This window comes from Cupriavidus sp. IK-TO18, assembly GCF_015549295.1.
Classification (GTDB): domain Bacteria; phylum Pseudomonadota; class Gammaproteobacteria; order Burkholderiales; family Burkholderiaceae; genus Cupriavidus; species Cupriavidus oxalaticus_A.
The window spans coordinates 92,543-118,671 of record NZ_JADGMP010000036.1 but is presented as its reverse complement, the minus strand read 5'-3'; the positions used below and the strand labels follow the sequence as shown (position 1 = coordinate 118,671).

General features: G+C 68.5%; 27 protein-coding genes. 12 read left to right on the top strand and 15 right to left on the bottom strand.

The window, feature by feature from the left end; genetic code table 11:
- Positions 1 to 49: 49 nt before the first annotated feature.
- The 5 genes from IPF36_RS29040 to IPF36_RS29020 are packed head-to-tail and all read left to right on the top strand — an operon-like array spanning position 50 to position 6,206.
- Positions 50 to 565 carry a formate dehydrogenase subunit gamma gene (locus IPF36_RS29040; protein ID WP_135704625.1) on the top strand — a complete coding sequence of 172 codons (516 nt, stop codon included), beginning with the start codon at positions 50 to 52 and terminating at the stop codon, positions 563 to 565.
- The gene (locus IPF36_RS29035; RefSeq protein ID WP_195431718.1) at positions 562 to 2,163 is read left to right on the top strand and encodes an NADH-quinone oxidoreductase subunit NuoF; all 1,602 of its coding nucleotides are present in this window, start codon (positions 562 to 564) and stop codon (positions 2,161 to 2,163) included. The genes IPF36_RS29040 and IPF36_RS29035 overlap by 4 nt, the downstream gene beginning before the upstream one ends.
- Before the next feature lie 42 nt (positions 2,164 to 2,205).
- Positions 2,206 to 5,097: a formate dehydrogenase subunit alpha gene (gene fdhF / locus IPF36_RS29030; RefSeq protein ID WP_195431717.1), complete on the top strand. Its 2,892-nt coding sequence runs from the start codon at positions 2,206 to 2,208 to the stop codon at positions 5,095 to 5,097.
- Positions 5,098 to 5,112: 15 nt separating this feature from the next.
- Complete coding sequence (gene fdhD / locus IPF36_RS29025) at positions 5,113 to 5,985, top strand: formate dehydrogenase accessory sulfurtransferase FdhD (protein WP_135704630.1); 873 nt, start codon at positions 5,113 to 5,115, stop codon at positions 5,983 to 5,985.
- Entirely contained in the window at positions 5,982 to 6,206 is a 225-nt protein-coding gene (locus IPF36_RS29020) for a formate dehydrogenase subunit delta (protein ID WP_063236919.1), read from the top strand. The genes fdhD and IPF36_RS29020 overlap by 4 nt, the downstream gene beginning before the upstream one ends.
- Before the next feature lie 90 nt (positions 6,207 to 6,296).
- Here the strand turns inward: IPF36_RS29020 and IPF36_RS29015 are convergent, their stop codons facing one another.
- The 3 genes from IPF36_RS29015 to IPF36_RS29005 all read right to left on the bottom strand — a co-directional run bounded on the left by IPF36_RS29015 (position 6,297) and on the right by IPF36_RS29005 (position 9,603).
- Entirely contained in the window at positions 6,297 to 6,992 is a 696-nt protein-coding gene (locus IPF36_RS29015; protein WP_133093880.1) for a transglycosylase domain-containing protein, read from the bottom strand.
- 91 nt (positions 6,993 to 7,083) lie between these two features.
- The gene (locus IPF36_RS29010; protein ID WP_195431716.1) at positions 7,084 to 8,133 is read right to left on the bottom strand and encodes an Ldh family oxidoreductase; all 1,050 of its coding nucleotides are present in this window, start codon (positions 8,131 to 8,133) and stop codon (positions 7,084 to 7,086) included.
- Positions 8,134 to 8,154: 21 nt separating this feature from the next.
- Positions 8,155 to 9,603 carry a DASS family sodium-coupled anion symporter gene (locus tag IPF36_RS29005; protein ID WP_240745979.1) on the bottom strand — a complete coding sequence of 483 codons (1,449 nt, stop codon included), beginning with the start codon at positions 9,601 to 9,603 and terminating at the stop codon, positions 8,155 to 8,157.
- A 534-nt stretch (positions 9,604 to 10,137) separates the two neighbouring features.
- Here IPF36_RS29005 and IPF36_RS29000 point away from each other — a divergent pair.
- The 5 genes from IPF36_RS29000 to IPF36_RS28980 all read left to right on the top strand — a co-directional run bounded on the left by IPF36_RS29000 (position 10,138) and on the right by IPF36_RS28980 (position 13,581).
- A complete protein-coding gene (locus IPF36_RS29000) occupies positions 10,138 to 10,383 on the top strand; it encodes an RNA-binding protein (RefSeq protein WP_133094218.1) in 246 nt (81 codons plus the stop codon).
- A 70-nt stretch (positions 10,384 to 10,453) separates the two neighbouring features.
- Positions 10,454 to 11,275, top strand: a complete 822-nt coding sequence (locus IPF36_RS28995; RefSeq protein ID WP_195431715.1) for a tyrosine-protein phosphatase — start codon at positions 10,454 to 10,456, stop codon at positions 11,273 to 11,275.
- 266 nt (positions 11,276 to 11,541) lie between these two features.
- Entirely contained in the window at positions 11,542 to 11,847 is a 306-nt protein-coding gene (locus IPF36_RS28990; protein ID WP_195431713.1) for a hypothetical protein, read from the top strand.
- Between the two features lie 59 nt (positions 11,848 to 11,906).
- Positions 11,907 to 12,686 (top strand): enoyl-ACP reductase FabI, encoded by a 780-nt coding sequence (gene fabI, locus IPF36_RS28985; RefSeq protein ID WP_133093885.1) that lies wholly within the window; start codon positions 11,907 to 11,909, stop codon positions 12,684 to 12,686.
- Positions 12,687 to 12,786: 100 nt separating this feature from the next.
- Positions 12,787 to 13,581: a TOBE domain-containing protein gene (locus IPF36_RS28980; protein ID WP_135704639.1), complete on the top strand. Its 795-nt coding sequence runs from the start codon at positions 12,787 to 12,789 to the stop codon at positions 13,579 to 13,581.
- A gap of 22 nt (positions 13,582 to 13,603) precedes the next feature.
- Here IPF36_RS28980 and IPF36_RS28975 read toward each other — a convergent pair whose 3' ends face one another.
- The 5 genes from IPF36_RS28975 to IPF36_RS28955 form a co-directional block, all read right to left on the bottom strand.
- Positions 13,604 to 14,326, bottom strand: a complete 723-nt coding sequence (locus tag IPF36_RS28975; RefSeq protein WP_133093887.1) for an ATP-binding cassette domain-containing protein — start codon at positions 14,324 to 14,326, stop codon at positions 13,604 to 13,606.
- A gap of 8 nt (positions 14,327 to 14,334) precedes the next feature.
- On the bottom strand, positions 14,335 to 15,048 hold the full coding sequence (gene modB / locus IPF36_RS28970; RefSeq protein WP_135704641.1) for a molybdate ABC transporter permease subunit: 714 nt from the start codon (positions 15,046 to 15,048) through the stop codon (positions 14,335 to 14,337).
- Positions 15,049 to 15,061: 13 nt separating this feature from the next.
- A complete protein-coding gene (gene modA / locus IPF36_RS28965; protein WP_195431712.1) occupies positions 15,062 to 15,859 on the bottom strand; it encodes a molybdate ABC transporter substrate-binding protein in 798 nt (265 codons plus the stop codon).
- A gap of 215 nt (positions 15,860 to 16,074) precedes the next feature.
- On the bottom strand, positions 16,075 to 16,269 hold the full coding sequence (locus tag IPF36_RS28960; protein ID WP_133093890.1) for a DUF1059 domain-containing protein: 195 nt from the start codon (positions 16,267 to 16,269) through the stop codon (positions 16,075 to 16,077).
- A gap of 60 nt (positions 16,270 to 16,329) precedes the next feature.
- Positions 16,330 to 17,271: a 2-hydroxyacid dehydrogenase gene (locus tag IPF36_RS28955; protein ID WP_135704645.1), complete on the bottom strand. Its 942-nt coding sequence runs from the start codon at positions 17,269 to 17,271 to the stop codon at positions 16,330 to 16,332.
- Positions 17,272 to 17,441: 170 nt separating this feature from the next.
- Here IPF36_RS28955 and IPF36_RS28950 point away from each other — a divergent pair, with 170 nt between their 5' ends.
- Positions 17,442 to 18,002: a nucleoside 2-deoxyribosyltransferase gene (locus tag IPF36_RS28950; protein WP_195431711.1), complete on the top strand. Its 561-nt coding sequence runs from the start codon at positions 17,442 to 17,444 to the stop codon at positions 18,000 to 18,002.
- Positions 18,003 to 18,141: 139 nt separating this feature from the next.
- Here the strand turns inward: IPF36_RS28950 and IPF36_RS28945 are convergent, their stop codons facing one another.
- The 7 genes from IPF36_RS28945 to IPF36_RS28915 all read right to left on the bottom strand — a co-directional run bounded on the left by IPF36_RS28945 (position 18,142) and on the right by IPF36_RS28915 (position 25,088).
- Entirely contained in the window at positions 18,142 to 18,792 is a 651-nt protein-coding gene (locus IPF36_RS28945; RefSeq protein ID WP_240745928.1) for a membrane integrity-associated transporter subunit PqiC, read from the bottom strand.
- A complete protein-coding gene (locus IPF36_RS28940) occupies positions 18,792 to 20,441 on the bottom strand; it encodes an intermembrane transport protein PqiB (RefSeq protein WP_135704649.1) in 1,650 nt (549 codons plus the stop codon). Before IPF36_RS28940 ends, IPF36_RS28945 begins: the two co-directional genes overlap by 1 nt.
- Positions 20,428 to 21,177 carry a paraquat-inducible protein A gene (locus IPF36_RS28935; RefSeq protein ID WP_133093894.1) on the bottom strand — a complete coding sequence of 250 codons (750 nt, stop codon included), beginning with the start codon at positions 21,175 to 21,177 and terminating at the stop codon, positions 20,428 to 20,430. The genes IPF36_RS28940 and IPF36_RS28935 overlap by 14 nt, the downstream gene beginning before the upstream one ends.
- Positions 21,174 to 21,869 (bottom strand): paraquat-inducible protein A, encoded by a 696-nt coding sequence (locus IPF36_RS28930; RefSeq protein WP_133093895.1) that lies wholly within the window; start codon positions 21,867 to 21,869, stop codon positions 21,174 to 21,176. Before IPF36_RS28930 ends, IPF36_RS28935 begins: the two co-directional genes overlap by 4 nt.
- Before the next feature lie 7 nt (positions 21,870 to 21,876).
- A complete protein-coding gene (locus IPF36_RS28925) occupies positions 21,877 to 23,082 on the bottom strand; it encodes an AI-2E family transporter (protein ID WP_195431710.1) in 1,206 nt (401 codons plus the stop codon).
- Positions 23,083 to 23,343: 261 nt separating this feature from the next.
- Complete coding sequence (locus tag IPF36_RS28920; protein ID WP_135704653.1) at positions 23,344 to 24,483, bottom strand: HPP family protein; 1,140 nt, start codon at positions 24,481 to 24,483, stop codon at positions 23,344 to 23,346.
- A 185-nt stretch (positions 24,484 to 24,668) separates the two neighbouring features.
- Positions 24,669 to 25,088 (bottom strand): Lrp/AsnC family transcriptional regulator, encoded by a 420-nt coding sequence (locus IPF36_RS28915; RefSeq protein ID WP_116317273.1) that lies wholly within the window; start codon positions 25,086 to 25,088, stop codon positions 24,669 to 24,671.
- A gap of 156 nt (positions 25,089 to 25,244) precedes the next feature.
- On the opposite strand from IPF36_RS28915, the gene IPF36_RS28910 reads away from it, so the two are divergent.
- Positions 25,245 to 26,123 (top strand): dimethylarginine dimethylaminohydrolase family protein, encoded by an 879-nt coding sequence (locus tag IPF36_RS28910; protein ID WP_135704655.1) that lies wholly within the window; start codon positions 25,245 to 25,247, stop codon positions 26,121 to 26,123.
- Positions 26,124 to 26,129: the final 6 nt, after the last annotated feature.

The window sequence follows — 26,129 nt, the reverse complement described above, 5'->3', positions numbered from 1 at the left end:
ATCCTGGCGGCCATGCTGCGAGCCCCCAAGCGACCCCACAGGAGACGCCATGCCAGATACTCCCAACGCCCAGGCCTGCGCGGCCACGATTGACGCCATCGTGGCCGCGCGGCAAGACATGCCGGGCGCATTGCTGCCGATCCTGCACGAGATCCAGGACACGCAGGGCCATATACCGGACGCCGCTGTCCCGGTAATCGCCCGCGCGCTGAACCTGTCGCGCGCCGAGGTGCATGGCGTCATTACCTTCTACCACCACTTTCGCCAGCAGCCGGCCGGCCGCCACGTGATCCAGGTGTGCCGCGCCGAAGCGTGCCAGGCGGTCGGCGCCGAGGCGCTGGCCGAGCATGCCAGGCGGGCGCTTGGCTGCGACTTCCATGAAACCACCGCCGACGGCGCGGTCACGCTGGAGCCGGTGTACTGCCTGGGCCAGTGCGCGTGCGGCCCGGCCGTGATGGTCGGCGAGCGGCTGCACGGCTATGTCGATGCGAAGCGCTTCGATGCGCTGGTGCGGTCGCTGCGCGAAGCGCAGGCCGCCAACGAAACCGCGGAGGTCCAGGCATGAGCGCCGCTGTCAATCCCACCGTCAACACCATCTTCGTGCCGCGCGATTCCACCGCGCTGGCGCTCGGCGCCGATGAAGTCGCCCGCGCGATCGAACGCGAGGCGGCCCGCCGCGGCGAAGCCGTGCGAATCGTCCGCAACGGCTCGCGCGGCATGTTCTGGCTGGAGCCGCTGGTCGAGGTGCAGACCGAAGCGGGGCGCGTGGCCTATGGCCCGGTCAGCGCGGCAGACGTGCCGGCGCTGTTCGACGCGGGCCTGCTGCAGGGCGGCGCGCATGCGCTGGCGCACGGCCTGACCGAAGAGATCCCGTTCCTGAAGAAGCAGGAGCGCCTGACCTTTGCACGCATCGGCATCACCGACCCGCTGTCGCTGGACGACTACCGCGCGCACGAAGGCTTTGCCGGCCTGGAGCGCGCGTTGTCGATGGCGCCCGCCGAGATCGTGCAGGAGGTCACCGATTCCGGCCTGCGCGGCCGCGGCGGCGCCGCCTTCCCGACCGGCATCAAGTGGAAGACGGTGCTGGGCGCGCAGTCGGCCATCAAATACATCGTCTGCAATGCCGACGAAGGCGACTCGGGCACGTTCTCCGACCGCATGGTGATGGAAGACGACCCCTTCATGCTGATCGAAGGCATGACCATCGCCGGCCTCGCGGTGGGCGCCGAGCAGGGCTACATCTACTGCCGTTCCGAATACCCCCACGCCATCGCCGTGCTGGAAAGCGCGATTGCCATCGCCAACGCGGCCGGCTGGCTGGGAGACGATCTGCGCGGCAGCGGCAAGCGCTTCCACCTCGAAGTGCGCAAGGGCGCCGGCGCCTATGTCTGTGGCGAGGAAACCGCGCTGCTGGAAAGCCTGGAAGGCAAGCGCGGCGTGGTGCGCGCCAAGCCGCCGCTGCCGGCGCTGGAGGGCTTGTTCGGCAAGCCCACCGTGATCAACAACGTAATCTCGCTGGCCACCGTGCCGGTGATCCTGGCGCGCGGCGCGCAGTACTACCGCGACTACGGCATGGGCCGTTCGCGCGGCACGCTGCCGTTCCAGCTGGCCGGCAATATCAAGCAAGGCGGGCTGGTGGAAAAGGCGTTCGGCGTCACGCTGCGCGAACTGCTGGTTGACTACGGCGGCGGCACCCGCAGCGGCCGCGCCATCCGCGCGGTGCAAGTGGGCGGGCCGCTGGGCGCCTACCTGCCGGAGACGCGCTTCGACGTGCCGCTGGACTACGAGGCCTATGCCGCGTTCGGCGGCGTGGTCGGCCACGGCGGCATCGTGGTGTTCGACGAAACCGTCGACATGGCAAAGCAGGCGCGCTACGCGATGGAGTTCTGCGCGATCGAATCCTGCGGCAAGTGCACGCCGTGCCGGATCGGCTCGACCCGCGGCGTCGAGGTGATGGACCGCATCATCGCTGGCGAGCAACCGCAGGAAAGCGTCATCCGGCACGTGCAACTGGTGCGCGACCTGTGCGACACCATGCTTTACGGCTCGCTCTGCGCCATGGGCGGCATGACGCCGTACCCGGTGCTGTCCGCACTGAATGAATTCCCCGAGGACTTCGGCCTCGCCCCCAATCGGACCACGACGGCGGCCAAGGCTGCATAAGCCGACACAGTCTGACGCCAGAACAGAACACGGGAGACAAAGATGGACTGCCGCGATGTAATCGACTTCGGTACCCCCGCCAGCGAATCGACCGAGATGGTCACCCTTGAAGTCGACGGCGTCAGCGTCACCGTGCCCGCCGGCACGTCGGTGATGCGCGCAGCGATGGAAGCCGAGATCGCCGTGCCCAAGCTGTGCGCGACCGACAGCCTCAAGGCCTTCGGCTCGTGCCGCCTGTGCCTGGTCGAGATCGAGGGGCGCCGCGGCTACCCGGCCTCGTGCACCACGCCGGTGGAAGCCGGCATGAAGGTGAAGACGCAGAGCGACAAGCTCGCCGACCTGCGCCGCGGCGTGATGGAGCTGTATATCTCGGACCACCCGCTCGACTGCCTGACCTGCCCGACCAACGGCAACTGCGAGCTGCAGGACATGGCCGGCGTGGTGGGCCTGCGCGAGGTGCGCTACAACGACGGCGGCCCCGAGGCGAATCCGATTGCCACGCACACGGCTTTGAAGAAGGACGAGTCCAACCCGTACTTCACCTACGACGCGTCCAAGTGCATCGTCTGCAACCGCTGCGTGCGCGCTTGCGAGGAAACGCAAGGCACCTTCGCGCTGACCATCAGCGGCCGCGGGTTTGACTCGCGCGTGTCGCCCGGCACCAGCCAGTCGTTCATGGACTCGGACTGCGTCTCGTGCGGCGCCTGCGTGCAGGCGTGCCCGACCGCGACGCTGACCGAGACCTCGGTCATCAAGCTGGGCCAGGCCTCGCACAGCACCGTCACCACCTGCGCCTACTGCGGCGTGGGCTGCTCGTTCAAGGCGGAGATGAAGGGCAACGAGGTCGTGCGCATGGTGCCGTACAAGGACGGCAAGGCCAACGAAGGCCACGCCTGCGTCAAGGGCCGCTTTGCCTGGGGCTACGCCACGCACAAGGACCGCATCCTCAAGCCGATGATCCGCGCGAAGATCACCGACCCGTGGCGCGAAGTGTCGTGGGAAGAGGCGATCGGCTACGCGGCTTCCGAGTTCAAGCGCATCCAGGCGCAGCACGGCAAGGATTCGATCGGCGGCATCGTATCGTCGCGCTGCACCAACGAAGAGGGCTACCTGGTGCAGAAGCTGGTGCGCGCCGCCTTCGGCAACAACAACGTCGACACCTGCGCGCGCGTGTGCCATTCGCCCACCGGCTATGGCCTGAAGCAGACGCTGGGCGAATCGGCGGGCACGCAGACCTTCAAGTCGGTGGAGAAGGCCGACGTGATCATGGTGATCGGCGCCAACCCGACCGACGGCCACCCGGTGTTTGCGTCGCGCATGAAGAAGCGCCTGCGTGCCGGCGCCAAGCTGATCGTGGTCGACCCGCGCCGGATCGACCTGGTCGACTCGCCGCATATCCGCGCTGATTTCCACCTGCAGCTGCGTCCGGGAACCAACGTCGCGCTGGTGACGTCGCTGGCCCACGTGATCGTCACCGAAGGGCTGCTCAACGAAGCCTTTATCGCCGAACGCTGCGAGGATCGTGCCTTCGGGCAATGGCGCGACTTTGTCGCGCTGCCGGAGAACTCGCCCGAGGCGATGGAATCCGTCACCGGCATTCCAGCCGACCAGCTGCGCGCTGCCGCGCGCCTGTATGCCACCGGCGGCAACGCCGCGATCTATTACGGCCTGGGCGTCACCGAGCATGCGCAGGGTTCCACCACCGTGATGGGCATCGCCAACCTGGCCATGGCCACCGGCAATATCGGCCGCGAGGGCGTGGGCGTGAATCCGCTGCGCGGGCAGAACAACGTGCAGGGCTCGTGCGATATCGGCTCGTTCCCGCATGAGCTGCCTGGCTATCGCCACGTGTCGGACTCGACCGTGCGCGGCATGTTCGAGGCCGCGTGGAATGTCGAGATCAGCCCCGAGCCGGGCCTGCGCATTCCCAACATGTTCGAGGCCGCGCTTGGTGGCAGCTTCAAGGGCCTTTACTGCCAGGGCGAGGACATCGTCCAGTCGGATCCGAACACGCAGCACGTGTCCGCGGCGCTCTCGTCGATGGAATGCATCGTGGTGCAGGACATCTTCCTGAACGAGACCGCCAAGTACGCGCACGTGTTCCTGCCGGGTTCGTCGTTCCTGGAGAAGGACGGCACCTTCACCAATGCCGAACGCCGCATCTCGCGCGTGCGCAAGGTGATGCCGCCCAAGGCCGGCTACGCCGACTGGGAAGCCACCATCCTGCTGGCCAACGCGCTCGGCTACCCGATGGACTACACCCACCCGTCGCAGATCATGGACGAGATCGCGCGCCTGACGCCGACGTTCTCCGGCGTCAGCTACAAGCGGCTCGACGAGCTGGGCAGCATCCAGTGGCCGTGCAACGCCGACGCGCCGGAAGGCACGCCGACCATGCACATCGACGCCTTCGTGCGCGGCAAGGGCAAGTTCATCATCACCAAGTACGTGCCGACCACCGAGAAGATCACGCGCGCCTTCCCGCTGATCCTGACCACCGGGCGCATCCTGTCGCAGTACAACGTGGGCGCGCAGACGCGGCGCACCGACAACGTCTACTGGCACGCCGAGGACCGGCTGGAAATCCATCCGCACGACGCGGAAGAGCGCGGCATCAAGGACGGCGACTGGGTCGGCGTGCAGAGCCGCGCGGGCGATACGGTGCTGCGGGCCATCGTCAGCGAGCGCATGCAGCCGGGCGTGGTCTACACCACCTTCCACTTCCCGGAATCCGGCGCCAACGTGATCACCACCGACAACTCGGACTGGGCCACCAACTGCCCGGAATACAAGGTCACCGCGGTGCAGGTGATGCCGGTGGCGCAACCGTCGGCGTGGCAGCAGCAGTACCAGGACTTCAACACGCAGCAGCTGCAGTTGCTGGAAGCCGCCAGCGCGGATCCGGCACAAACCGCGGCGCAGGCGGCGAACTAAGCGGAGGGCGACATCATGATGCGCTGCATGCAGTCACCGCAGGCCGATCCAGTGGCGCTGGACGAGATGCCGACCCACAGCACCTTTGCCGTCAGCCGCTGGCGGCAGGGCGAAATCTCGCTCAGCCCCGACGAGGTGGCCGAGGAGGTACCGGTCGCGCTGGAATACAACGGCATCTCGCATGCGGTGATGCTGGCCACGCCGGCCGACCTGGAAGACTTCGCGCTCGGTTTCAGCCTGAGCGAAGGCATCGTGCCGACGGCGCGCGATGTCTATGACATCGAAGTCGACACGCGCGAGCACGGCATCGCGGTGCGGCTGGAAATTGCCTCGGAAGCGTTCATGCAGCTGAAGGAGCGCCGCCGCTCGCTGGCGGGGCGCACCGGTTGCGGACTGTGCGGGACGGAATCGCTGGAGCAGGTGATGCGCACCCCGGCACCGGTACGCAGCGACGGCAGCTTCCATACCGACGTGATCCAGGCCGCGTTCGTGCAGCTCCAGCTGCGCCAGGCACTGCAGCGCCACACCGGCGCCACGCATGCCGCCGCGTGGCTGCGCGCCGATGGCCACGTATCGCTGGTGCGCGAAGACGTGGGCCGCCACAACGCCCTCGACAAGCTGGCCGGCGCGCTGGCGCGCAGCGGCGAGGACATCTCCACGGGCGCCGTGCTGGTCACCAGCCGCGCCAGCTATGAAATGGTGCTCAAGACCGCCGCCATCGGCGCCGGCGTACTGGCGGCAGTGTCGGCGCCGACGGCGCTGGCGGTGCGGCTGGCGGAGCAGACCAATATCACGCTGGCCGGGTTCGTGCGCGCCGGCGCGCACGTGGTCTATGCCCATCCACAACGCCTGCAACACGGCCTGCAACACGAAGCGAGCCTCGTATGAACGTCGAGAACCTGATCACCATGGCCAACCAGATCGGCAGCTTCTTCGAGGCGATGCCCGATCGCGAGGAGGCGGTTTCCGATATCGCCGGGCATATCAAGCGCTTCTGGGAACCGCGCATGCGCAGGGCGTTGCTGGGACACGTCGACGGCGAATCCGGCGTGGGGCTGGATGCGATCGTGCAGGAGGCGCTGGCGCGGCACCGGAGCGTGCTGGAATAGGGTTGCTTGCCGCAGACGGGCCGCAAAGTTCTGCGTGAATGCGCTGTCGACGTCTGCATAGACCTTGAGCTTCTTCCCGCCCGTCAGGCATCACTTCAGGCGCAAGGGCTCCAGCAAGGCACCGTCATATTCGGGATGCGAAATCCTGCCCAGCTCCAGCATGCGCCGCAGGATATAGACCTGCCGCTGCCGCGCCCGGCGAGGGTTGGCGACCGGGTTGTTCGCCGAGGGAGCCTTGGGCAGGCCGGCCAGCATCGCGGATTCGGCCAGCGACAGTTGCGCCAGCGGCTTGCCGAAATAGGTCTGCGCCGCATCGGCGAAGCCATACGCGCCCTGGCCGAGATAGATCTTGTTCAGGTACAGCTCGAGGATTTCGTCCTTGCTCAGCGCGTCCTCGATCCGGTACGACAGCAGCACCTCGTACAGCTTGCGCGTATAGGTCTTGTCGCGCGACAGGTAGAAGTTGCGCGCCACCTGCATGGTGATGGTCGACGCGCCCTGCGACAGGTCGTCGGACAGGTTGGCGACGCCCGCGCGGATCACGCCGACGTAGTCGATGCCGTCATGCACGTAGAAGCGCTCGTCCTCGATCGCCACCACGGCGTCGATCAGCCCGCGCGGATAGCGCGACAGCGGGACATAGTCAGCGCTGCGGCGAAAATCCGCCAGCGCGTCGAGCGACGGCAATTGCCGCTGGAGGGCGAGGATGGCAACGGTGGCAAGCAGCGCGCCGCCGACCACGGCGAGCACCAGCAGCCTGACGAAGGCGGACCAGAGGCTTTTCATGCCGCGTATTGTGCCAGCCGCGGGCGGCGGGGGGCGAGTTCCTGCTGTCCCTTGCCGTACCTATGGCCGGCGGCTGGCAGCACCGCGGCGGTCAGCCCTTCGGCACCGGCACGCCTACCGCCTGCGCCAGCTGTTCCAGGTTGCGCCAGATCGCGGGATTGATGTCGAGGGCATCGGCCGCACGCTCGCGGTTGGCCGCCTCGAACTCGCCGGGATACTGCACCCGGTCGAAGCCCGGGGCCGTCGGCGTGTCGTGCAGGTATTTGACGAAGGCCTCCACCTCGGCGCTTTCCCAGCTCAGGCCGAGGTCCAGTTCGGGATTGACCAGCACCGCGAACATATTGTTGGTGGCCACGCCGCCGCGCGGGTTTTCCGGCTGGATGGTGCCGCCGCCCGACAGCACGCCCGCCAGCAGTTCCGCCACCACGCCCAGCGCATAGCCCTTGTGCAGGCCGAACGGCAGCAGCGCGCCGGGATCCTCGCCGAACATGGTCGAGGCGTCGGTGGTGGGATTGCCTTCGGCATCGATGATGCTGTTCTCCGGCGCGGCTTCGCCTTTCTCCGCCAGCACGCGCGCCTTGTTGATGGCGATCGCGCTGGTGGCCATGTCGACCACGATCGGCGGGCGGCCGTTCGGCATGGGGCCGGCGAAACACAGCGGGTTGGTGGTCAGGCGCGCGACGCGGCCGCCGTACGGTGCCACCACCGGCGGGCGGTTGGTTACGTTGGTGAAGCTCAGCAGCACGAAGCCGGCCGCCGCCACCAGCTCGCCGTAGTGCCCCATGCGGCCGAGGTGGTGCGAATGGCGCAGCGTGACGATGCAATGGCCGTGCTCGCGCACGCGCCCGATGGCCGCCTGCATCACGGTCTTGCCCACGTGCTGGCCGAAGCCGCGATGGCCGTCGAACACCATCAGCGAGCCCCGGTCCAGCGCGCAGGTGGCGCGGCCTTCGCGGTTGACGTTGTCGGTCTCGATGGCCTTGCGGTAGTTGGGCAGGATCGAGATGCCGTGGCTGGCGTAGCCGCAGCGGTCGGCTTCGACCAGGTGCTCGGCGACGTCGTCGGCGATGTCTTCGGGTACCGACTGCGCCACCAGCAGGTCGCGCGCGAAACGGCGGGCGGAATCCAGGGAAAGTCTCATCGTGGCCTCCTTCATGGCCTCTTACACCCAGCCCAGCCAGCGCCAGTAGGTGGCCGCAAACAGCAGCATCAGGCCATAACCGACGATGGTGACCGGGATGCCGATGCGCGCGAACTGGCGGCCGTTGAAGGTCTCGGTGCCCAGGCACACCATGTTCTGCGGGGCGTTGATCGGCAGGATAAAGCCGAAGCTCACGGTAAAGCCCAGCAGCATGGTCAGGCCGACGCGGTTGATGTCGCCGGGCAGGGTCTGCAGCACCGAGATCAGGATCGGCAGCAGCGCCGCGGTCAGCGCGGTGGCGCTGGCAAAGCCCAGGTGGATCAGGATCAGGAACGCCGCCAGGATCGCGAACACCATCACCGCGCCCTGCGTGGCCAGGCCCGAATGCGTCACCACGAACTCGCCCAGCCACTGGCCGGCCTTGGTGGACAGCAGCGCGGTGCCAAGGCTGATGCCGACGCCGAACACGATCAGCGTGCCCCACGGCGTGCGCTGCTGCATGGTCTTCCAGTCCATCACGCCGATGCGCGGCAGCATCAGGATCACCAGCCCGACAAAGGTCACCGTGGCGGTGTCGAAGCTGTGCAGCTTGCCTTCGGTGGCCCAGAACAGCAGCAGGCCGATCGACACCGCGGCCAGGCGCTTCTGCGGGCCGGTCATCGGGCCCAGTCCGGACAGCTCGCGCTGCACCGCTTCCTTGCCGCCGGGAATGGCGTCGGTCTCGGGCGGCAGCAGCCAGCGCACCAGGAAGTACAGCACCACCGACATGACGATCGCCCACGGCGCGCCGGCGATCAGCCATTGCAGCCAGGTGATGCGCTCGCCCAGCAGCTTGTCCATGAAGCCCACCGTCAGCAGGTTCTGCGCGGCGGCGGTCTGGATGCCGACGTTCCAGATGCTGGTCGCCTGCGCCACCGTGATCATGATGCCGGCGGCGATATTGGACTTCTTGTCGACGCCGAACGCGGCGATCACGCCCATCATGATCGGCACCACGCAGGCGCTGCGCGCGGTGGCGCTGGGCACCACCAGGCTCAGCGCGATGGTGACGGCGATCGTGCCGACCAGGATGCGGCGCGTGCTGGTGCCGATCGCCGACAGCGTCACCAGCGCGATGCGCCGGTCCAGCCCGGTCACGGTCATGGCCGCGGAGATGAACAGCGCGGCGGCCACCAGCGCCAGCGCGGTGTTGGAGAAGCCGGCCAGCGCCATGCCCAGCGCGCGGGAGGTGCCGTATTGCACGCTGGGGTCGTTGACCGTTGGCGCGAAGCCGATCAGGCCCGCCATCAGCGAGGTGATCATGATCGCGCTGGCCTCGTACGAGACCGCCTCGGTGATCCACACCACGATGGCGAAGGCAAGGATGGCCAGCATGCGCTGGCCGGCAATGGTCAGGCCTTCGGGCTGCGGGATCGCGAGTACGCCGAGCAGCACCGCGACGGCGACGAACAGGCCCCAGTGCAGCGTCATCCTGGGCGCGGTGGCGCTGGCGGTTGCAGCGGTCGGGGGCGCCGTGGGCGGAGTGGGGGTGGCCGGGGAGGCCGGGGAGGCCGGGGAGGCAGGTGAAGCGTGAGAGGTATCGGGCATCGCCGTCATCCTTGTGTTGATGATCCTCGTCGAATACCTCGACACGGCGTGCTGGCGATCGGTGCACAAGCCGCCAACTGCACCGGCGGTGGCATTGTCGGTCGCGAGGCGGCATCCGCGTCGGGCTTGCTCCGGCGGCCGGGCTTCTGGCCTGGCCGTTGCGTTCGACATGATAGGAATTGTCCGAGCCGGTAGGGGTGATGTCGAGGCTCCAAAGCGCCTCATTGGGCCTTATTGCGCCGACAATGATTCAGATCAAGTTTTGCTTCGGACGACGAAATCCTGCGGCGGATTCGTGATCCCATCTGTAAAGGCAGGCGCCACAAGGCCTGGCGGCTGATGCGGCGGACGCGTCGCCACACCCGGCCAGCCAGGTGATGCATGCGTCAGGGTGATCTGAAATAATTGGAGCCGATGATGAAGGTTTTGGTGCGCGGACTGAAGGCAGGACTCAGCGCAGCGGCGCTGCGCAAGGCACTGGCGCAATACGCCAGCATCCGCTCGGTCGAGCTGGTCGACGCCGGCGACCCGAAGCGCCCGTGGGCCTGGGTCGATATCGACGCCGGCGCGCTGGCGGTGTGGAAGCTGGTGGCGCGGCTGGACCGGCGCTATATCGCCGGCTCCCACCTGCGCTGGTATGTGCCGGCGTACCGCGGCCGCTGAGGTTGGGCGCCCGACCTCAGCCACTGACGGCTGCCGGGTCCGCATCGATAAGAACAGTCAGGGAGCAATAATGAACAAGTGGTTCCGCCGGGCATTTCCGCATGCCCACACGGTCGTGTCGCCCGGGCCGGCGGCATTGGACGGCATGATCGGCGACGCCGGGCTGGCATTCGACACCATCAGCAATGCCCGCGACCTCGGCGGCCTGCGCGGCGCGTCCGGACGCCGCGTGCGCAGCGGCCGGCTGTATCGCAGCGGCAACCCGGCGCTGGCCAGCGCGGCCGACCTGGACCGGCTGCATGCGCTCGGCCTCGACATGGTGGTCGATTTCCGCTCCCCCGCCGAGAAGTCGCCGGACGAGGCCGGCTTCGGTGCGCGCTTCAACTGGGTGGCGGTGCCGGTGCTCGATGGCAGCATGGCAATGGACGTGCTGATGCCGCGCCTGCGCGCCAGCACGCCGGCGCAGATCGACGGCTTCATGCTCGAGGTCTACCGCGATTTCCCGGTGCGCTACCGCGACGCCTTCGGCGGCTTCATGCAGACCGCGCAGGAGGGCAAGACGCTGCTGTTCCACTGCACCGCGGGCAAGGACCGCACCGGCTTTGCCTCGTTGCTGCTGCTGTCGGCGCTGGGCGTGGCGCAGGACGACATCCTCGCCAACTACCTGGAATCGAACCAGCGCAATGCCCGCTTCAACGAGACCGCGCTGGCGCGAATGGCGCGGCTGGGCGTGAGCGCCGAGGCCATGATGCCGCTGCTCGAGGTCCGTGCCAGCTATCTCGATGCCTCGCTGCAGGCGATCGAGCAGGGCTGGGGCAGCGTCGACAACTACCTGGCCGACGCGCTCGGCGTCGACGTCGCGCGGCTGCGCGCGCACTACCTCGAAGACTGACGCGCCGGAACGGCCCGCAGCGGTTGCGCCCGGTGTCAGGAATACTGCATCGCGTAAGTGCGCCGGGCCGCATAGGCGACGATTCGGACTGCAGGATGACAGGTGGAATTGGCGCCGGCAGGCGTAGCCATCGCCACACCTCCGGCGCCTTGCGGCGGGCAGCGCCGGCTGCTAGGCTTAATCCTGGTTGCAGTGCAACATGCGCCACTCCGGCCTGCGCCGCCAGCGCGCAACGCCCGCAAGCGGCGCCAACTGGGGGAAGTGGAATGACCGCACGCATAGCCGCCGTTCCGCCCGAGCAAGACACCGGCACCGCCACGCATCCATCCGACGATGGCGCCAATCCATTCGCAGCGTCGGGCCAGCCGGCGCTGGAAGACCTCGCCGATGTTTGGCAGCGTTACGTGCTGCTGCTCGCGGACAATCCCTTCCTGACGCTGGAGAAGGCCGTGTCGGCGCAGATCGTCACGCGGCGCCCCAGGCTGCCGACAGCACAGGCAAGCCGGCTTCGCGTGCTTCGGCGCAGCGCAAGGCCGCGCCGCGGCCTGGCAGCTGACCCGTGCGCGGAGTGATCCGCTTCAGTCATCCTATTCCACCCAGTCCAGCTTGAAGTCTTCCCCCGGAGGCATCGATGGTCAACTTATCCAACCCGCCGCTCGCCGGTTCCCGTGTGCTGGTGGCCGGCGTCGCCAATGACGGCTCGATCGCGTGGGGCTGCGCCAGGGCCTTCCACGAGCTCGGCGCGCAGATCGCCATGACGTACCTGAACGACAAGGCATATCCGCACGTCGCGCCGCTGGCCGAGGCCGTGCAGGCGCCGATCCTGATGCCGCTGAACGTGGAAGACCACGAGCAGATGCGCGCGCTGTTCGCGCGCATCGAAGCGGTATGGGGCGGGCTCGATGCGGTGGTCCACTCGATCGCCTTCGCGCCGAAGGAAGACCTGCAGGGCGGGCTGCTCAACTCCTCCGCGGAAGGCTTCGCGCGCGCCATGGACGTCTCGTGCCATTCGTTCATCCGCATGGCACGGCTGGCCGCGCCGCTGATGCACAACGGCGGCACGCTGTTCGCGATGAGCTATGAAGGCGCCAACCGCGTGGTCCCCAACTATGACCTGATGGGGCCGGTCAAGGCCGCGCTGGAAGCCAGCTGCCGCTACCTGGCGCATGAACTGGGGCCACAGGGCATCCGCGTGCATGCGATCTCGCCCGGGCCGCTGAAGACGCGCGCAGCGTCTGGGCTGAAGGACTTCGACCAGATGCTGGCCGATGCCGCTGGGCGCGCCCCGCTGGGCGAGGTGGTCGACATCATGGACGTGGGCTTTGCCACGGCGTACCTGGCCACGCCGTACGCGCGGCGGATTTCGGGCAATACGGTGTACGTCGATGGCGGCGTGCACATCATGGCGTAGCGGAGCGGGCGTGCAGGTGCTGATCCTGGAAACGGGATTGGGATTACCATAGCCGCGTTTGCCACTCTGTCACGGCACCGGTTCGCGGTGCCGGCTACTCATGCTTGAACTCCAGGGAGCCATCTGGTTCCGCTCCGGCTCGCAGGACTGGGGCGGCAAGGACCGCATCGCGCTGCTCGCCGCCATCGGCGAGCACGGCTCGATCACCGCCGCCGCGCGTGCGGTCGGCATCAGCTACAAGGCTGCGTGGGACGCCATCGACCTGATGAACAACAGCGCCGGCGAAGCGCTGGTGGTGCGTGCCGCCGGCGGCAAGGGCGGCGGCGGCACGCGCCTGACGGCGCGGGGCGAGCAACTGATCCACACCTACCGCGCGCTCGAGGACGAACACCGGCGCTTTGTCGCGCAGCTGTCGCGCCTCGGCGAGGGCGCTGCCGACGATATCCACCTGATGAGGCGAATGATGATCAAGACCAGCGCGCGCAACAAGCTGTTCGGCCGCGTCGCCAGCGTGCGTGGCGGCGCGGTCAACGACGAGGTGGTGCTGGCGCTGCCGGGCGGCCAGCAGATCGTGGCGACGATCACGCATGAAAGCGTCGAGACGCTGGGGCTGGCTGCGGGCGTGGAAGCGTTCGCGCTGATCAAGGCGTCTTCGGTGCTGGTTGGGTTGCCCGATCCGGGCGTGCGGCTGTCGGCGCGCAACCAGCTGCCGGGCGTGGTGTCGCGCGTGATGCCGGGCGCGGTCAATGCGGAGGTGGTGATCGAACTGGACGGCGGCGGCACGATCGCCGCGATCGTTACCAATGGCAGCGTCGAGACGCTGGGCCTGGCGGCGGGTGTGCCGGCGGTGGCGGTGTTCAAGGCGTCCAGCGTGATCCTGGGGGTGGTGGGGTAATGCAGAAAGGCCTGTTGCGCGCTCAGGCCACGCGCGCCGACACCGGCGCGTAGACCGGCGCATGGTGGCGGCTGTCGCCGCTGCCGAAGATGCGGCCTTCGCGGATCTCGAGCACATGGTCGCCCAGCGCTTCGACATCGGCGGGATCGTGCGAGATCACCAGCATCGGCACTTCCAGGCTTGCCTGCAGCGTGCGCAACTCGGCGCGCATGCGGGCGCGCAGGGCGGGATCGAGCGCCGAGAACGGTTCGTCGAGCAGCACGATATCGGGCTGCGCCACCAGCGCGCGCGCCAGCGCCACGCGCTGCTTTTGCCCGCCGGAGATCTCGGCGGGATAGTTGCCGACGATCTCGTCCAGCCCGAAGGCATCGATCCAGCGCCGCGCTTCCGGCGGGATCGCGCCGCGGCGCGGGTTGCGCCAGCCGCGCGCCAGCCCGAAGGCGACGTTCTGGCCCACGGTCAGGTGCGGGAACAGCGCGTATTCCTGGAACAGGTAGGCCACGCGGCGTTCCTGCGGGCGGACGTCGATGCCCGCTTCGCTGTCGAACAGCGTGCGCCCGTTCAGCTCGATGCGGCCGCTGTCGGGCGCGAGCAGCCCGGCGATGGCGCGCAGCGTCAGGCTCTTGCCGGCGCCGGACGGCCCGAACAGCGCGATGCGGCGGCTGTCGGAGTCGAAATCGATATCAAGCGAAAACTGACGGTCGGCCGACACCATCTGCTTGCGGATGCTGACATGCATGCCCATGGCGTTCCTCAGCGCGCGGCACGCGGGCGCAGGCGCCGGCGTTCATACACTTCGGCGGGATTGCGCGCCGCAGCGGGCACCAGCCGGCCGGCGACCACCAGCAGCAGCACGCAGGTGACCGAGGTCACCAGCACCAGCAGGTTGGCGGTGTTGTCGTCGCCGGCCTGCACGGCCTCGTAGATCGCCACCGACAGCGTCTGCGTGCGCCCGGGCAGGTTGCCGGCGATCATCAGCGTGGCGCCGAACTCGCCCAGCGCGCGCGCAAAGGCCAGCAGCACGCCGGCGATGATGCCGCGCGCCGCCAGCGGCAGCGTCACGCGGAAGAAGATGCCGGATTCGGAAACACCCAGCACGCGCGCGGCGTTTTCCAGTTGATGATCGACCCCTTCGAAGGCGGCGCGGGCCGACTTGAGCACCAGCGGGAAGGCGACGATGGTCGAGGCCAGCACCGCGCCGTGCCAGGTGAAGACCAGCTCGATGCCGAGGCTGGACAGCCACTCGCCAAACACGCCGCGCCGGCCCACCAGCACCAGCAGGTAGTAGCCGAGCACGGTCGGCGGCAGCACCAGCGGCAGCGTCAGCACCGCGTCGACCACGTCGCGCAGCGGCGAGCGCCAGCGCGCCAGCGCATACGCCGCGCCGACGCCGAGCACGGCGTTCAGCGCCGTGGCCCAGCCCGCGACCTTCAGCGACAACAGCAGCGGGACCCAGACGGCATCCATGGCGTGGCGGAAATCAGGGCTTCTGGAAGCCGTAGCGCGACAGGATCGCCTGGCCTTGCGGCGACGCCACGAAGTCGACGAACTGCGCCGCTTCCTTCTGCTGGCGGGTCTGGCTGGTGATGGCGATGGGGTAGGTCACCGGGGTGCGGCTCGGCACGCGCACGGCGACCTTGACCTTGTCCGGCATCACGGTGGCGTCGGTGGCAAAGACGAAGCCGGCCTCGACCTCGCCGCGCGCTACGTAGTCCAGGCTCTGGCGTACGTTCTGCGCCGGCACACCCTTGGCGGCGACCGCGTCCCACAACCCGGCGGCTTCCAGCGCGCCGCGGGTGTAGCGGCCGACCGGCACCGAGGCCGGGTTGCCATAGGCGATGCGCTTCACTTCCGGCCGCCTCAGGTCCTGCAGCGAGCCGATGTTCAGCTTGCTGTCCGATGGCACGATCAGCACCACCTCGTTGGCGGCGAAATTGCGGCGCGTGGCATGAGCAATCACCTTCTCGGTCTCGGCCTTGTTCATCGCTTCCTGGTCGGCCGAGGCGAACACATCGGCCGGCGCGCCCTTGACGATCTGCTGCATCAGCACGTCGGACGCACCGAAGTTCAGTACCACCTTGGTTCCGGGATGGGCGCGCTCGTACGACTCGGCCAGCGACCTGAAGGCGTTGGTCAGGCTGGCCGCGGCGGACACCACCAGGTCGGCGCCGAAAGCCGGCCCGGCGGGCAGGGCCAGCGCCACGGCGGCCAGCATGGCACCGACGGCGCCGGCAAGAACGGAGCGGCGCCCGGTGCGGGCGGAGCGGAACGCGGACATGGGAATCCTCGGCGAAGCGGCCAGAAAAGCTGGCGCTGGGATGGGTGGACTGTCAGGCGCAATATACGTCCGTATATAGCGGTGCGTCAATGATGCGCCATGACCACCGGCATGGGTATTCCGGCAGCCGCAAGTGCGGTATCAGGATCTGCGAATGAGCCCCGCGGCGAGGAAGTGCCAGGGCTGGCGCCGTTGCGGCGCCAGCTTGTCCGGCTTCAGGCCGGCGGGTTGCCTTCCTTGAACAAGGACTTCAACTGAGCGCGCAGCTCAGGGGTGTCCTGGTGCTGGTGCACCGCGACCGCGTGCTGGACCGCGGCTTCGAGCAGTTCGTCTTCAGTGTCGGCGCTCATCGCAACCGTGCAGCCGATGTCGCTCGGGTATTCGCGGCAATCGATAAACTTGCGTCCCATGGTGCCTCCTGTCACCGGCCGCGCGGCCGGCGTATCCAGTATAGGCAGGGGGACCGGCCACTACAGCACCGGCGTCAGCACCTTGCCATCGGCCAGGAACGCATCGAGATTCTGCAGCGTCAGCGCGGTCATCGCGGCGCGGGTCTCGTGCGTGCCGCTGGCCATGTGCGGCGCGAGCACGACGTTGTCGAGCGCCTGCAGCGCGGCCGGCACGTTGGGCTCGTCGCGGAACACATCGAGGCCGGCGCCGCCCAGGCGTCCTTCGGCCAGCGCCGCCACCAGCGCGTCTTCGTCGATCACGCTGCCGCGCGAGACATTGATGAGGATGCCCCTGGGCCCGAGCGCGTCGATGATCTCGCGCGACACCAGCCCGGCGGTTTCCGGGCCGCCCACGCAGGTCACCACCAGGAAGTCGGACCACGCGGCCAGCGCCTTCAGGTCGGCCTCGAAGCGCCATGGCGCGCCGTCGCGCGGGCGGCGGTTGTTGTAGGCGATCTCCATGTCGAAGCCCTGCGCGCGCCGCGCCACGATCTCGCCGATGCGGCCCAGCCCGAGGATGCCGAGCTTTTTGCCCGAGACCCGCGTCGTCAACGGAAAGCCTCCCTGCGGCCAGCGCCCGGCCCGGACGAAGCGGTCGCCGTGGGCGATGCCGCGCGCCGCGTCGAGCAGCAGCCCGAAAGCCAGGTCGGCGACGCAGTCGTTGAGCACGTCGGGCGTGTTGCTGACCTGGATGCCGCGCGCGCGGGCGGCATCCAGTGCGATCGAGTCGTAGCCCACGCCGAAGCTGACGATGGCCTGCAGCGCCGGCAGCGCGTCGATCAGCGCGGCGCTGCAGCCATGGCGCGCCGAGGTCACCACCACGCGCACTTGCTGGCCATGCTCGCGCGCCCACGCCAGCGCATCGCCCTGCTGCCACAGCGCGATGGCGCCGTACTGTTGCTGGAGCGTGGCATTGGTCTGGGGCGCGAGCGGGCCGACCTGGAGGATCTGGGAGGCGGACATGAGGGGGAGCGGTAGCGGCGGAGGGAGCAGAGATGGTAGCGCAAGCCCCCGCGTCGTGCCGGCCACCACACAGCCGCTGCCGCCCCGGCGCGCGAGCAACTTTGTGCGATGTTCGTGCGGCGGCAGGTTATGCTGCGGCATCCCGTTTCTTTCCTGAAGAACACACCGCCATGAAAACCATCTACCTGGCCGGCTTCGACGTCTTCCGCAAGGACGCCATCGCCTGGGGCGAGCAACTCAAGTCGCTGTGCGCGGCGCATGGCTTCACCGGGCTCTATCCACTCGACAAGGCGGCGCCGGCAGGCCTGTCGGCGCCAGACGCGGCGCGCTGGATCTATGACGCGAATATCGCGCTGCTGCGCCGCGCGGACATGGTGATGGCCAACCTCGACGATTTCCGCGGGCCGGGCGAGCCGGACTCGGGCACGGCCTTCGAGGTGGGGTTTGCGGTGGCGCTGCAGAAGCCGGTATGGGGCTACAGCGCGGACCTGGGAACGGTGCGCGATCGCGCCACGGTGGTGACCGACGCGGAAGGCCGGCCGCTGGATGCACGCGGGTTTGTGGTGGAGGATTTCGGCTTGCCCGTGAACCTGATGCTGGCGTGCCCGGTGAGGCTGGTGCGGGGCGGGGCGGCGGAATGCCTGGCGGCGATGGCCGAGGCCATCCACCGGCGCGCTGCGGAGGCGGCTGCGCGGCGCGAGCGGGATGCCGCGGTGTGGGGGGATGACTGAGGGCGTTTTTTCTACCGCTGGTTTGCTTCCCTTGCTCTCCCGCTGAGGGGACGCTGAGGGGAGAGGGAGAACACCTTGCTTAGGCCAGATCTCGCGGCTTGGGCGCACCTTCCTTCCGGCAAGCTCCGTCGCGTTCGGTTTATCGCCTTAGCGCCTCCACCCCTGCCGCAATATCCTTCGCCGTGCTTGCCACGATCTCCCGGTAAGCCGCCACCACGCCATCGACCTCGCCGGGCGCGGACAACTCCGCCTGCGTGCGGCCGCTGACCACCTTGCCGTCCGGCAACCGCCGCACGGTCCAGTTGATCGTGGCGCCGGCGCGCTGTCCGACATCCGCGTCGAGCCGCAGTACTTCCGTCGTGATCCGATACAGCGGCTGCACGTCCGACAGCCCCTGCTGGTAGGTATCGACCGCGCCCAGCGTGGCCTGCAGGCGCTGTGACAGCGCATCGCGCAACTCATCCGGCAGCGGCGACGACCAGCGCGCCAGGTCGAGCAGGCGCAGGCTGGCGTCATTGCCGCCGTCGCGCACCACCAGCTGCGGCCGGTTGAGGCGCTCCGGCACGCGTACCGGCGCGACTTCCAGCCACAGCGTGCTGGTCGACGGCGCCGGCGTCGCCGCCGGCAGCGTGGCGACGCCTGCAGGCCCCTGGGCCAGCGTGTAGTAGCGCGGCTCCGGCGAGGCGCAACCGGCCAGCACGGCGGCGCCCAGTGTGCTGGCAATGGCGCCGGCAATGGCGCAGCGGGCAAGCACGGCGGCAGGTGCGGAGGTTGGGGGATGGCGCTTCATCAGTCTTTCTCCAGCTTGCCGCGCAGCAGCGCTTCGGGATGGCGTTCGAGGTAATCGGTCAACGTGCGCAGCGACGTGGCGGTGCGCGTCAGTTCCTGCAGCATGCGGCGCGTGTCCTGCTGCAGCGGCGCATCCGACGCCAGCGTGCCGTTGGCCGCGGTCAGCGTCTTGCGCGCGTCCTGCAGCGCCGCCAGCACCTGCGGCGCGACGTCGCCGTTGAGCTGCTGCACCAGCTGGTCGGCGGTGTTGAGCGTCTTGTTCAGGCTTGCCACCGTGGTGCGCAGGTCCTGGCCGATCTGGTCGAACGGGATCTTGTCGATGCGGTTGACGATATCGCCGACCTGCGCCTGCAGCTGGTCGAAGGTGCCCGGCGTGGTGGCGAACTCGGGGATCGGCGCATCCAGGTCGACCTTGGCGGGCGGCGCCTTCGGGAAGAAGTCGAGCGCCACATACAGCTGGCCTGTCAGCAGGTTGCCGGTGCGCAGCTGCGCACGCATGCCGCGCTTGAGCAGGCCCTCGATGATCTGCCGGGCGCGCGCGCGGTCTTCCACGTCGCGTTCGCGGAAGCCCATGCGCGACGGGTACAGCTCGACCACCACCGGCATGCGGAAGGCCTTCTTGTCGCGCTGGTATTCGATGCCGATCGAGCGCACCTGGCCCACGATCACGCCGCGGAAGTCCACCGGCGCGCCCGGCGACAGGCCGCGCACGGACTGGTCGAAGTTGAGCACGGCCAGCGTCGGCGCCAGTTCCTCGGGCTCCTTCATCGCCTCGGACTGGTCGGCGGCCAGCAGGAATTGCGTGTTTTCCGCGGCGGCATCGGTGGCGGTGGTACGCTCCGGCGCCTGGAACGCAACGCCGCCCAGCAGCACCGTCACCAGTGATTGCGTCGACAGCTTGAGGCCGCCGGCATCGAGCTTGAGGTCGACGCCGCTGGCATGCCAGAAGCGCGTATCGGCGGTGACCAGCTTGTCATAGGGCTTGTTGACGAACACCCTCAGCGTGATGTCGCGCCCGTTGGGCTCCAGCTGGTAGGCCACCACCTGGCCTACCAGCACGCGGCGGTAGTAGACCGGCGAACCGATGTCGAGCGAGCCCAGCTCGGAGGCGCGCAGCACGAACTGCTTGCCGGATGCGTCGGTGGTCACCACCGGCGGCACTTCCAGTCCCTTGAATTCGTGTGTGGTCTCGCCGGACTTGCCGGCATCGACACCGATATAGGCGCCGGACAGCAGCGTCTCCAGCCCCGACACGCCGCTGGCGGCGAAGCGCGGGCGCACCACCCAGAAGCGCGTGTCAGCCACGGCGAAGTTTTCGGCGTCCTTGGTCAGGTCGATCGACGCGATCACATGCGAACGGTCGCGCGCGAGCCGCACCGACTTGACCAGGCCGATATCGACGTCCTTGTAGCGCACCGCGGTCTTGCCCGGCGTCAGGCCCTCGGCGGTGCGGAAGCTGACGGTGATCTCCGGCCCGCGCGAGGCCAGCGTGTGCACCAGCAGCGACACGCCGACGACCGCCGCGACGATCGGGATCAGCCACACCAGCGATGGCAGCCAGCGCGCGCGGCGCCGGCGCTCGGGCCGCGGCAGGCCGGGAGGGCCGGGCGGGGCGGCGGGATCAGGCGGATGTTGTTCAGTGTCGGGCATTGTCGTCTTCCAGCGAATCCCACAGCAGGCGCGGATCGAAACTGAGCGAGGCCAGCATGGTCAGCACCACGACCGCGCCGAAGGCCAGCGCGCCGCCGCCCGGGATGATGGTGGCCAGCGCCCCGGCCCGCACCAGCGAGGCCAGCAGCGCCACCACGAAAATATCGAGCATCGACCAGCGGCCGATCACTTCCACCAGCCCGTACAGCCGGGTCTGCTGCCGGATGCGCCAGGTCGCGCGGAAATGCACCGACAGCAGCAGGAAGGTAAGGATCAGCATCTTCAGCAGCGGCACGATGATGCTGGCGATCAGCACCAGCACCGCCAGCATGTGCGAGCCGGACAGCCACAGGTAGATCACGCCGGACAGGATGGTGTCCCGCTGGGTGCCGAGGATCGACTGTGTGACCATCACCGGCAGCATGTTGGCCGGGATGTACAGGATAAAGGCAGCCAGCAGGAAGGCCCAGGTGCGTGCCAGGCTGTCCGGCTTGCGGTGGTGCAGCGTGGCGCCGCAGCGCGGGCAGGGCTCGCCTTCCAGCGTGCGCGGGCTGACCAGGTCGCAGGCGTGGCAGGAGAGCAGGCCCAGGCGGCCGGCGGTGGGCACCTGCGGCAGCGGCGTGCGTTCGTCGTCGTCGGTGAGTTCGGCCACCACTTCGCGCGCGAGCCGGCGCGGGTGCGCCAGGCGGTCGGGGCGCGAAGGCCGTGGCGGTTGTGGCGGGAGCGCGTTCGTCATTGGCCGCCCTCGCCGGACCCGCCTGTCGCGCCCTCATCGTCCGGCGTCTCCAGGTAGCGCCACAGGTCGCGCGGGTCGAACGACAGCATCGCCGCCAGCACGATCACCAGCGCGGAGAACGACCACAGCGCGATGCCGGGCAGCACGCGCGCCATCGTGGACAGCTTCACAAGCGTGACCAGCACGCCGATCATGAAGACCTCGATCATGCCCCATGGCCGCGTCTGGCGGATGCCGCGCACGATGCGGTCGAAGCCCAGGGGCATGCGGTGCTGCGCCATCGGCACCAGCAGGTAGATCATCATCAGCAGCTCGGACAGCGGGAACAATATGGTGGTGGCGAACACCAGCGCCGCCACCAGCGCCATGTGGTCTTCATACAGCGCGTGCACCGCGCCCAGCAGCGTGGTTTGCGTGCGCACCCCCTTGAGGTCCATCTCGACGATGGGGTAGGCGTTGGAAACCAGGAACAGGATCAGCGCGGTGACCACCAGCGGCAGCAGGCGCCGGTAATGGCGGCGGCTCTCGCGGTACAGCTCGCCGCCGCAGCGCAGGCACAGCGCGCGCTCGCCGGGCGAGATCGGGGTGCGCTCGTAGACCGCATCGCAGTATTCGCACGCCACCAGCCGGTGCAGCGCGGCGGGCGAGGTATCGGGCAAGGCGGGTGCGGGGGCGTTGTCTGGACCTGCCATCAGCCGTTCAGCCGGGGTGCTTGCCGGTGGTCGCCGGCGGCACGTCGGGATTGTCGACCACGGCGGGGACTGCCGGAGCCGCCGGGGCCGCCGCGGCGGGGTGCGTCGCCGCGGACACCGCCGGCGCGCCGCCCGGCTTCAGGTCGCGCGCGAGATCCTGCTTCAGCTCCTCCTGCGAGCCGATGGTCCAGTCGCGCAGCAGCGCATACGCCACCGCCAGCAGCGTCGGGCCGATGAACACTCCCAGGAAGCCGAACGCCAGCGCGCCGCCCAGCACGCCCAGCATGATCCAGATCAGCGGCATGCCGGTGCCCTTGCTGATCAGCAGCGGCTTGACGATGTTGTCGGCCATGCTGACCACGCCCACGCCCCAGATCACCAGGAAGATGGCCCAGCCGGTGGACCCGGTGTGGTATAGCCACAGCGCCGCCGGCAGCCACACCAGCGGCGGGCCCACCGGCACCACCGACAGGAAGAAGGTGACGAAGCCGAGGATGGCCGCGCCCGGCACGCCGGCGATCCACAGCCCGATGGCGGCCAGCACCGCCTGGATAAAGGCCGTGCCGAGCACGCCGTAGACCACGCCCTTGACCGTGCTGCCGGCCAGTTCCAGCAGGTGGTCGGCGCGCTCGCCGGCAATGCGGCGCATGCCCGCGCGCAGCCACGCGATGGCGAACTCGCCGCCGGTATAGAAGAAGAATGCCAGGATGATCGACAGCGCCAGCTGCCCCAGCCCCGCGCCGATCGACAGGCCGGCGCCGAGCAGCACATGCCCGACCGGCGCGATCAGCTTGCGCAGGTTGGCCACCATCTCGGAGTCGGCGTTGATGATGCTGTTCCACGAGCTTTGCAGGTAAGTGCCGACATAGGGCAGGCTGCTCAGCCATTCGGGCAGCTGCGGGATGCCCTGTTCCATATAGCGGTTGACCAGCGCCGACAGGTCGTCGACGTGCGCCGAAAAGCTGGCGCCAGCGTAGACGAACGGGCCCAGCACGATCACCGTGGCCAGCAGCACGCAGATCAGCGCCGACAGGCTGCGCCGGTTGCCGAGCCAGCGCGACAGCACCGTGTACGGGTACCACGAGCTGTAGGCCAGGATTGCGCCCCACAGCAGCGCCGTGGTGAACGGTGCGAGCACCAGCAGCGAGCCGCCGATCAACACGATCAGCGCAAAGACTGCAGCAATCTTCTCGATTAACTGACCGGAACTCATCGATGGCTCTCCCTGGGCCCGCCGGTGTGACGGAAACGGCGTAAATATAGCCTACGCCGGGGCGGGCGATGCCAAAGGGGCGCTGGAAGGGTGCTTCAGGCGCCACCACCGCGGTGCGCCGGCGCAGCATGCCCGGACGCATCCACAGTGCCATAGCTTTGTGACGTTGAACAGCGCGGCGGGCCGTGGCGTCAACGCGGGGAGGCGGAAACGGAGCTAGAAGGCGCCGGGCATGGCCGGCACCGGGGGAAAGGGCCAGCCTCAGCCCGGCACCGCCATCACGCCGCTCTTGAGCAGCGCGGCAACCAGGTCGGATTGCGTCACCATGCCGACCACGCGGTGCTTGTCGTCGATCACCGGCGCATGGTGCAGGCCGCCGTCGGAGAAGGCTCGGGCCAGCTCCACCATCGGCTGGTCGGGGCGCGCGGTGACCACGGCGCGCGTCATCAGGTCGCGCACGGTGCCGGCCAGCCGGCGCGCGCCGGTATCACGCTGCGCGGCGAAGAAGTCACTCTGCGTGATGATGCCCTCGAGGCGGTTGTTCGCATCGACCACCGGCAGCGCCTTGACGCGGTGCCGCGACAGCAGGTGGCCGGCCTCGTGCGCAGGCTGCTCGGGCCGCACCAGGATGACGTCGCGCGACATGATCTCGCCGCACAGCACGTTGCCGAAGTGGCGCCGGTACGCGTGCAGCTGCGCCGCCACCAGGATGGCTTCCAGGTCGTCTTCTTCGATATCGAGGAATTCGCCGCGCGCCTGCAGGGCCGCGTCAAGGTCGGCACGGGTAAAGCCAACGCGCTGCGTTGGCGGCACGTCCTTGGTGCCATGCTGCACCGCGGGCTCGGGGGGGCGGTGCGGGTAGCGCCGCCGCGACAGGTTGTTGAAGGCCAGCGCCATCAGCAGCAGCAGCATCGAGTTGAACAGCACCGGCACCACCACGAAGCCGAAACCGAGTGCACTGACCGCCGGCCCGCCGAATACCGCCGTGACGGCCACGGCGCCGCTGGGCGGGTGCACGCAGCGAAACTGGAACATCACGGCAATCGCCACGGCCACCGCTATCGCCGCGGCAAGGCCCGGGTCCGGAATCCAGCGCGCGCAGGCCACGCCCACCAGCGCCGCAAACAGGTTGCCGCCGATGACCGACCACGGCTGCGCCAGTGGCGAAGACGGCACCGCGAACAGCAGGACCGCCGAGGCGCCCATCGGCGCGACGAACCAGGGATTGAATCCGCCCAGCGTCTGGTGGCTGATCCATTCGGTGATGAACAGGCCTAGCAGCGCGCCAAAGCAACTCTTGATGCGCTCATGGCGGTTGGCAGCGACCGGCAGCGGCACAAAAGTGCGCAGCCATGCACGTGTATTTTGCGCCAGCGAGGCGACAGCGGGGGCAGTTGGCATTCTTGGACTGGGGGCGGCTTGGGAATGGTGCACGTAATATATCACGCGGTGATATATTTGGCCGCCTTTGGTGCAGCGCATCCCTGTGTTGGGGCGTGATGCACCGCACAAGAGCAACATGGAGTCGCCCCATGTCGTGCCCTGCGCCAGGCCTTGCACAGCTGGTAGCACGCAAACCTGCGGCGCTACTTATAAGTCGACAGCAAAATACTCGTCTCCGTCGCACTGATCCCCTCGATCAACCTTATCCGGTCCAGCGTCCGGTCAAATGCCTCCAGCGTATCCGCGCGCAATTCCGCAATGATGTCCCAGCGCCCGTTGGTGGTATGCAGCGCCTGCACATTGGGCTCGCCCCGCAGCGCCTGCAGCACCGTGCGCGCCTTGTTGCCCTCCACCGCGATCGTCATCCACGCGCGGATCCGATGCGCCTCGGCCTCGGGCCGCAGGCGCACGGTATAGCCGACGATCAGTCCTTCCTTCTCCAGCTTGTCGATCCGGTTCTGCACGGTCGCGCGCGACACGCGCAGCGCCTGCGCCAGCGCGGTGACCGGCGTGCGCGCGTTGTCGCGCAGCAGGGAGAGCAGCTGTTGATCGGTCGCGTCCATGGGCTTGAGAGGTGTTCTGGCGATTTGCCAATGAAGTCTGGCGTTTTGCTCGATGCAACGCACAAATTGCACATCTTGCTGGCTATTAGTTAACACCAGCCTGCACCAGAATGCAATCGACTGAATTCTTTCCAGAACCCCAAAAAAGGAGCCGCCGTGATCCAGACCCCCACGATCCTGCTTGTCGAGCCGACCTTCTACGACGTGTCGTACAGCATCAATCCGTGGATGGACCCCGACGCCTGGGCGCGCGACCCGCGCGGCATGCACCGCGACGCCATCCAGTCCTTCGACGCGCTGCGCACGGCGCTGGGCCGGGCCGGCTTCGCGGTGGAAGTGGCCGCGGGCGCCCCCGGCCTGCCCGACATGGTTTTCCCGGCAAATGCCGCCGTGGTGCTCGACGGCCGCGCACTGCTGGCGCGCTTCCGCTACCCGCAGCGCCGCGGCGAAGAAGCGCCGTTCGCGCAAATCTTCGGCGCACTGCGCGAGCGCGGCCTGCTCGATGAAGTGGCGCTGCTGCCCGAAGGCTGCTTCCAGGAGGGCGCGGGGGACTGCATCTGGGATGCCGGCCGCGGCCATTTCTGGGCCGGTTTCGGGCCGCGCTCGTCGCATGAGGCGGCCACTGCCGTGTCGGAATTCTTCGGCCAGGAAGTCGTGGCGCTGGAACTGGCCACCGAACAGAGCTACCACCTCGACGTATGCTTCTGCCCGCTGTCCGGCGGCGAGATCCTCTATTACCCGCCGGCATTCAGCGAAGCATCGCTGCGCGAGCTGCGCGCGCGGCTGCCGGCGCGCCTTCGCATCGAGGCCAGCGCCGACGACCTGCGCCACTTCAGCGTCAATGCCGTCAACCTGGACGACCAGGTGGTGATGACCCGCACCACGCCGCACCTGCGCACCGAACTGGGCCGGCGCGGCTACCAGCTGCATGAGGTCGACCTGACTCCCTTCATGCTCTCCGGCGGCGGCGCCTATTGCATGACGCTGCGGCTCGACCGCAGCAGCGGGCCGGGGATCGCCGCGGCCGCGGCATGATGGAGC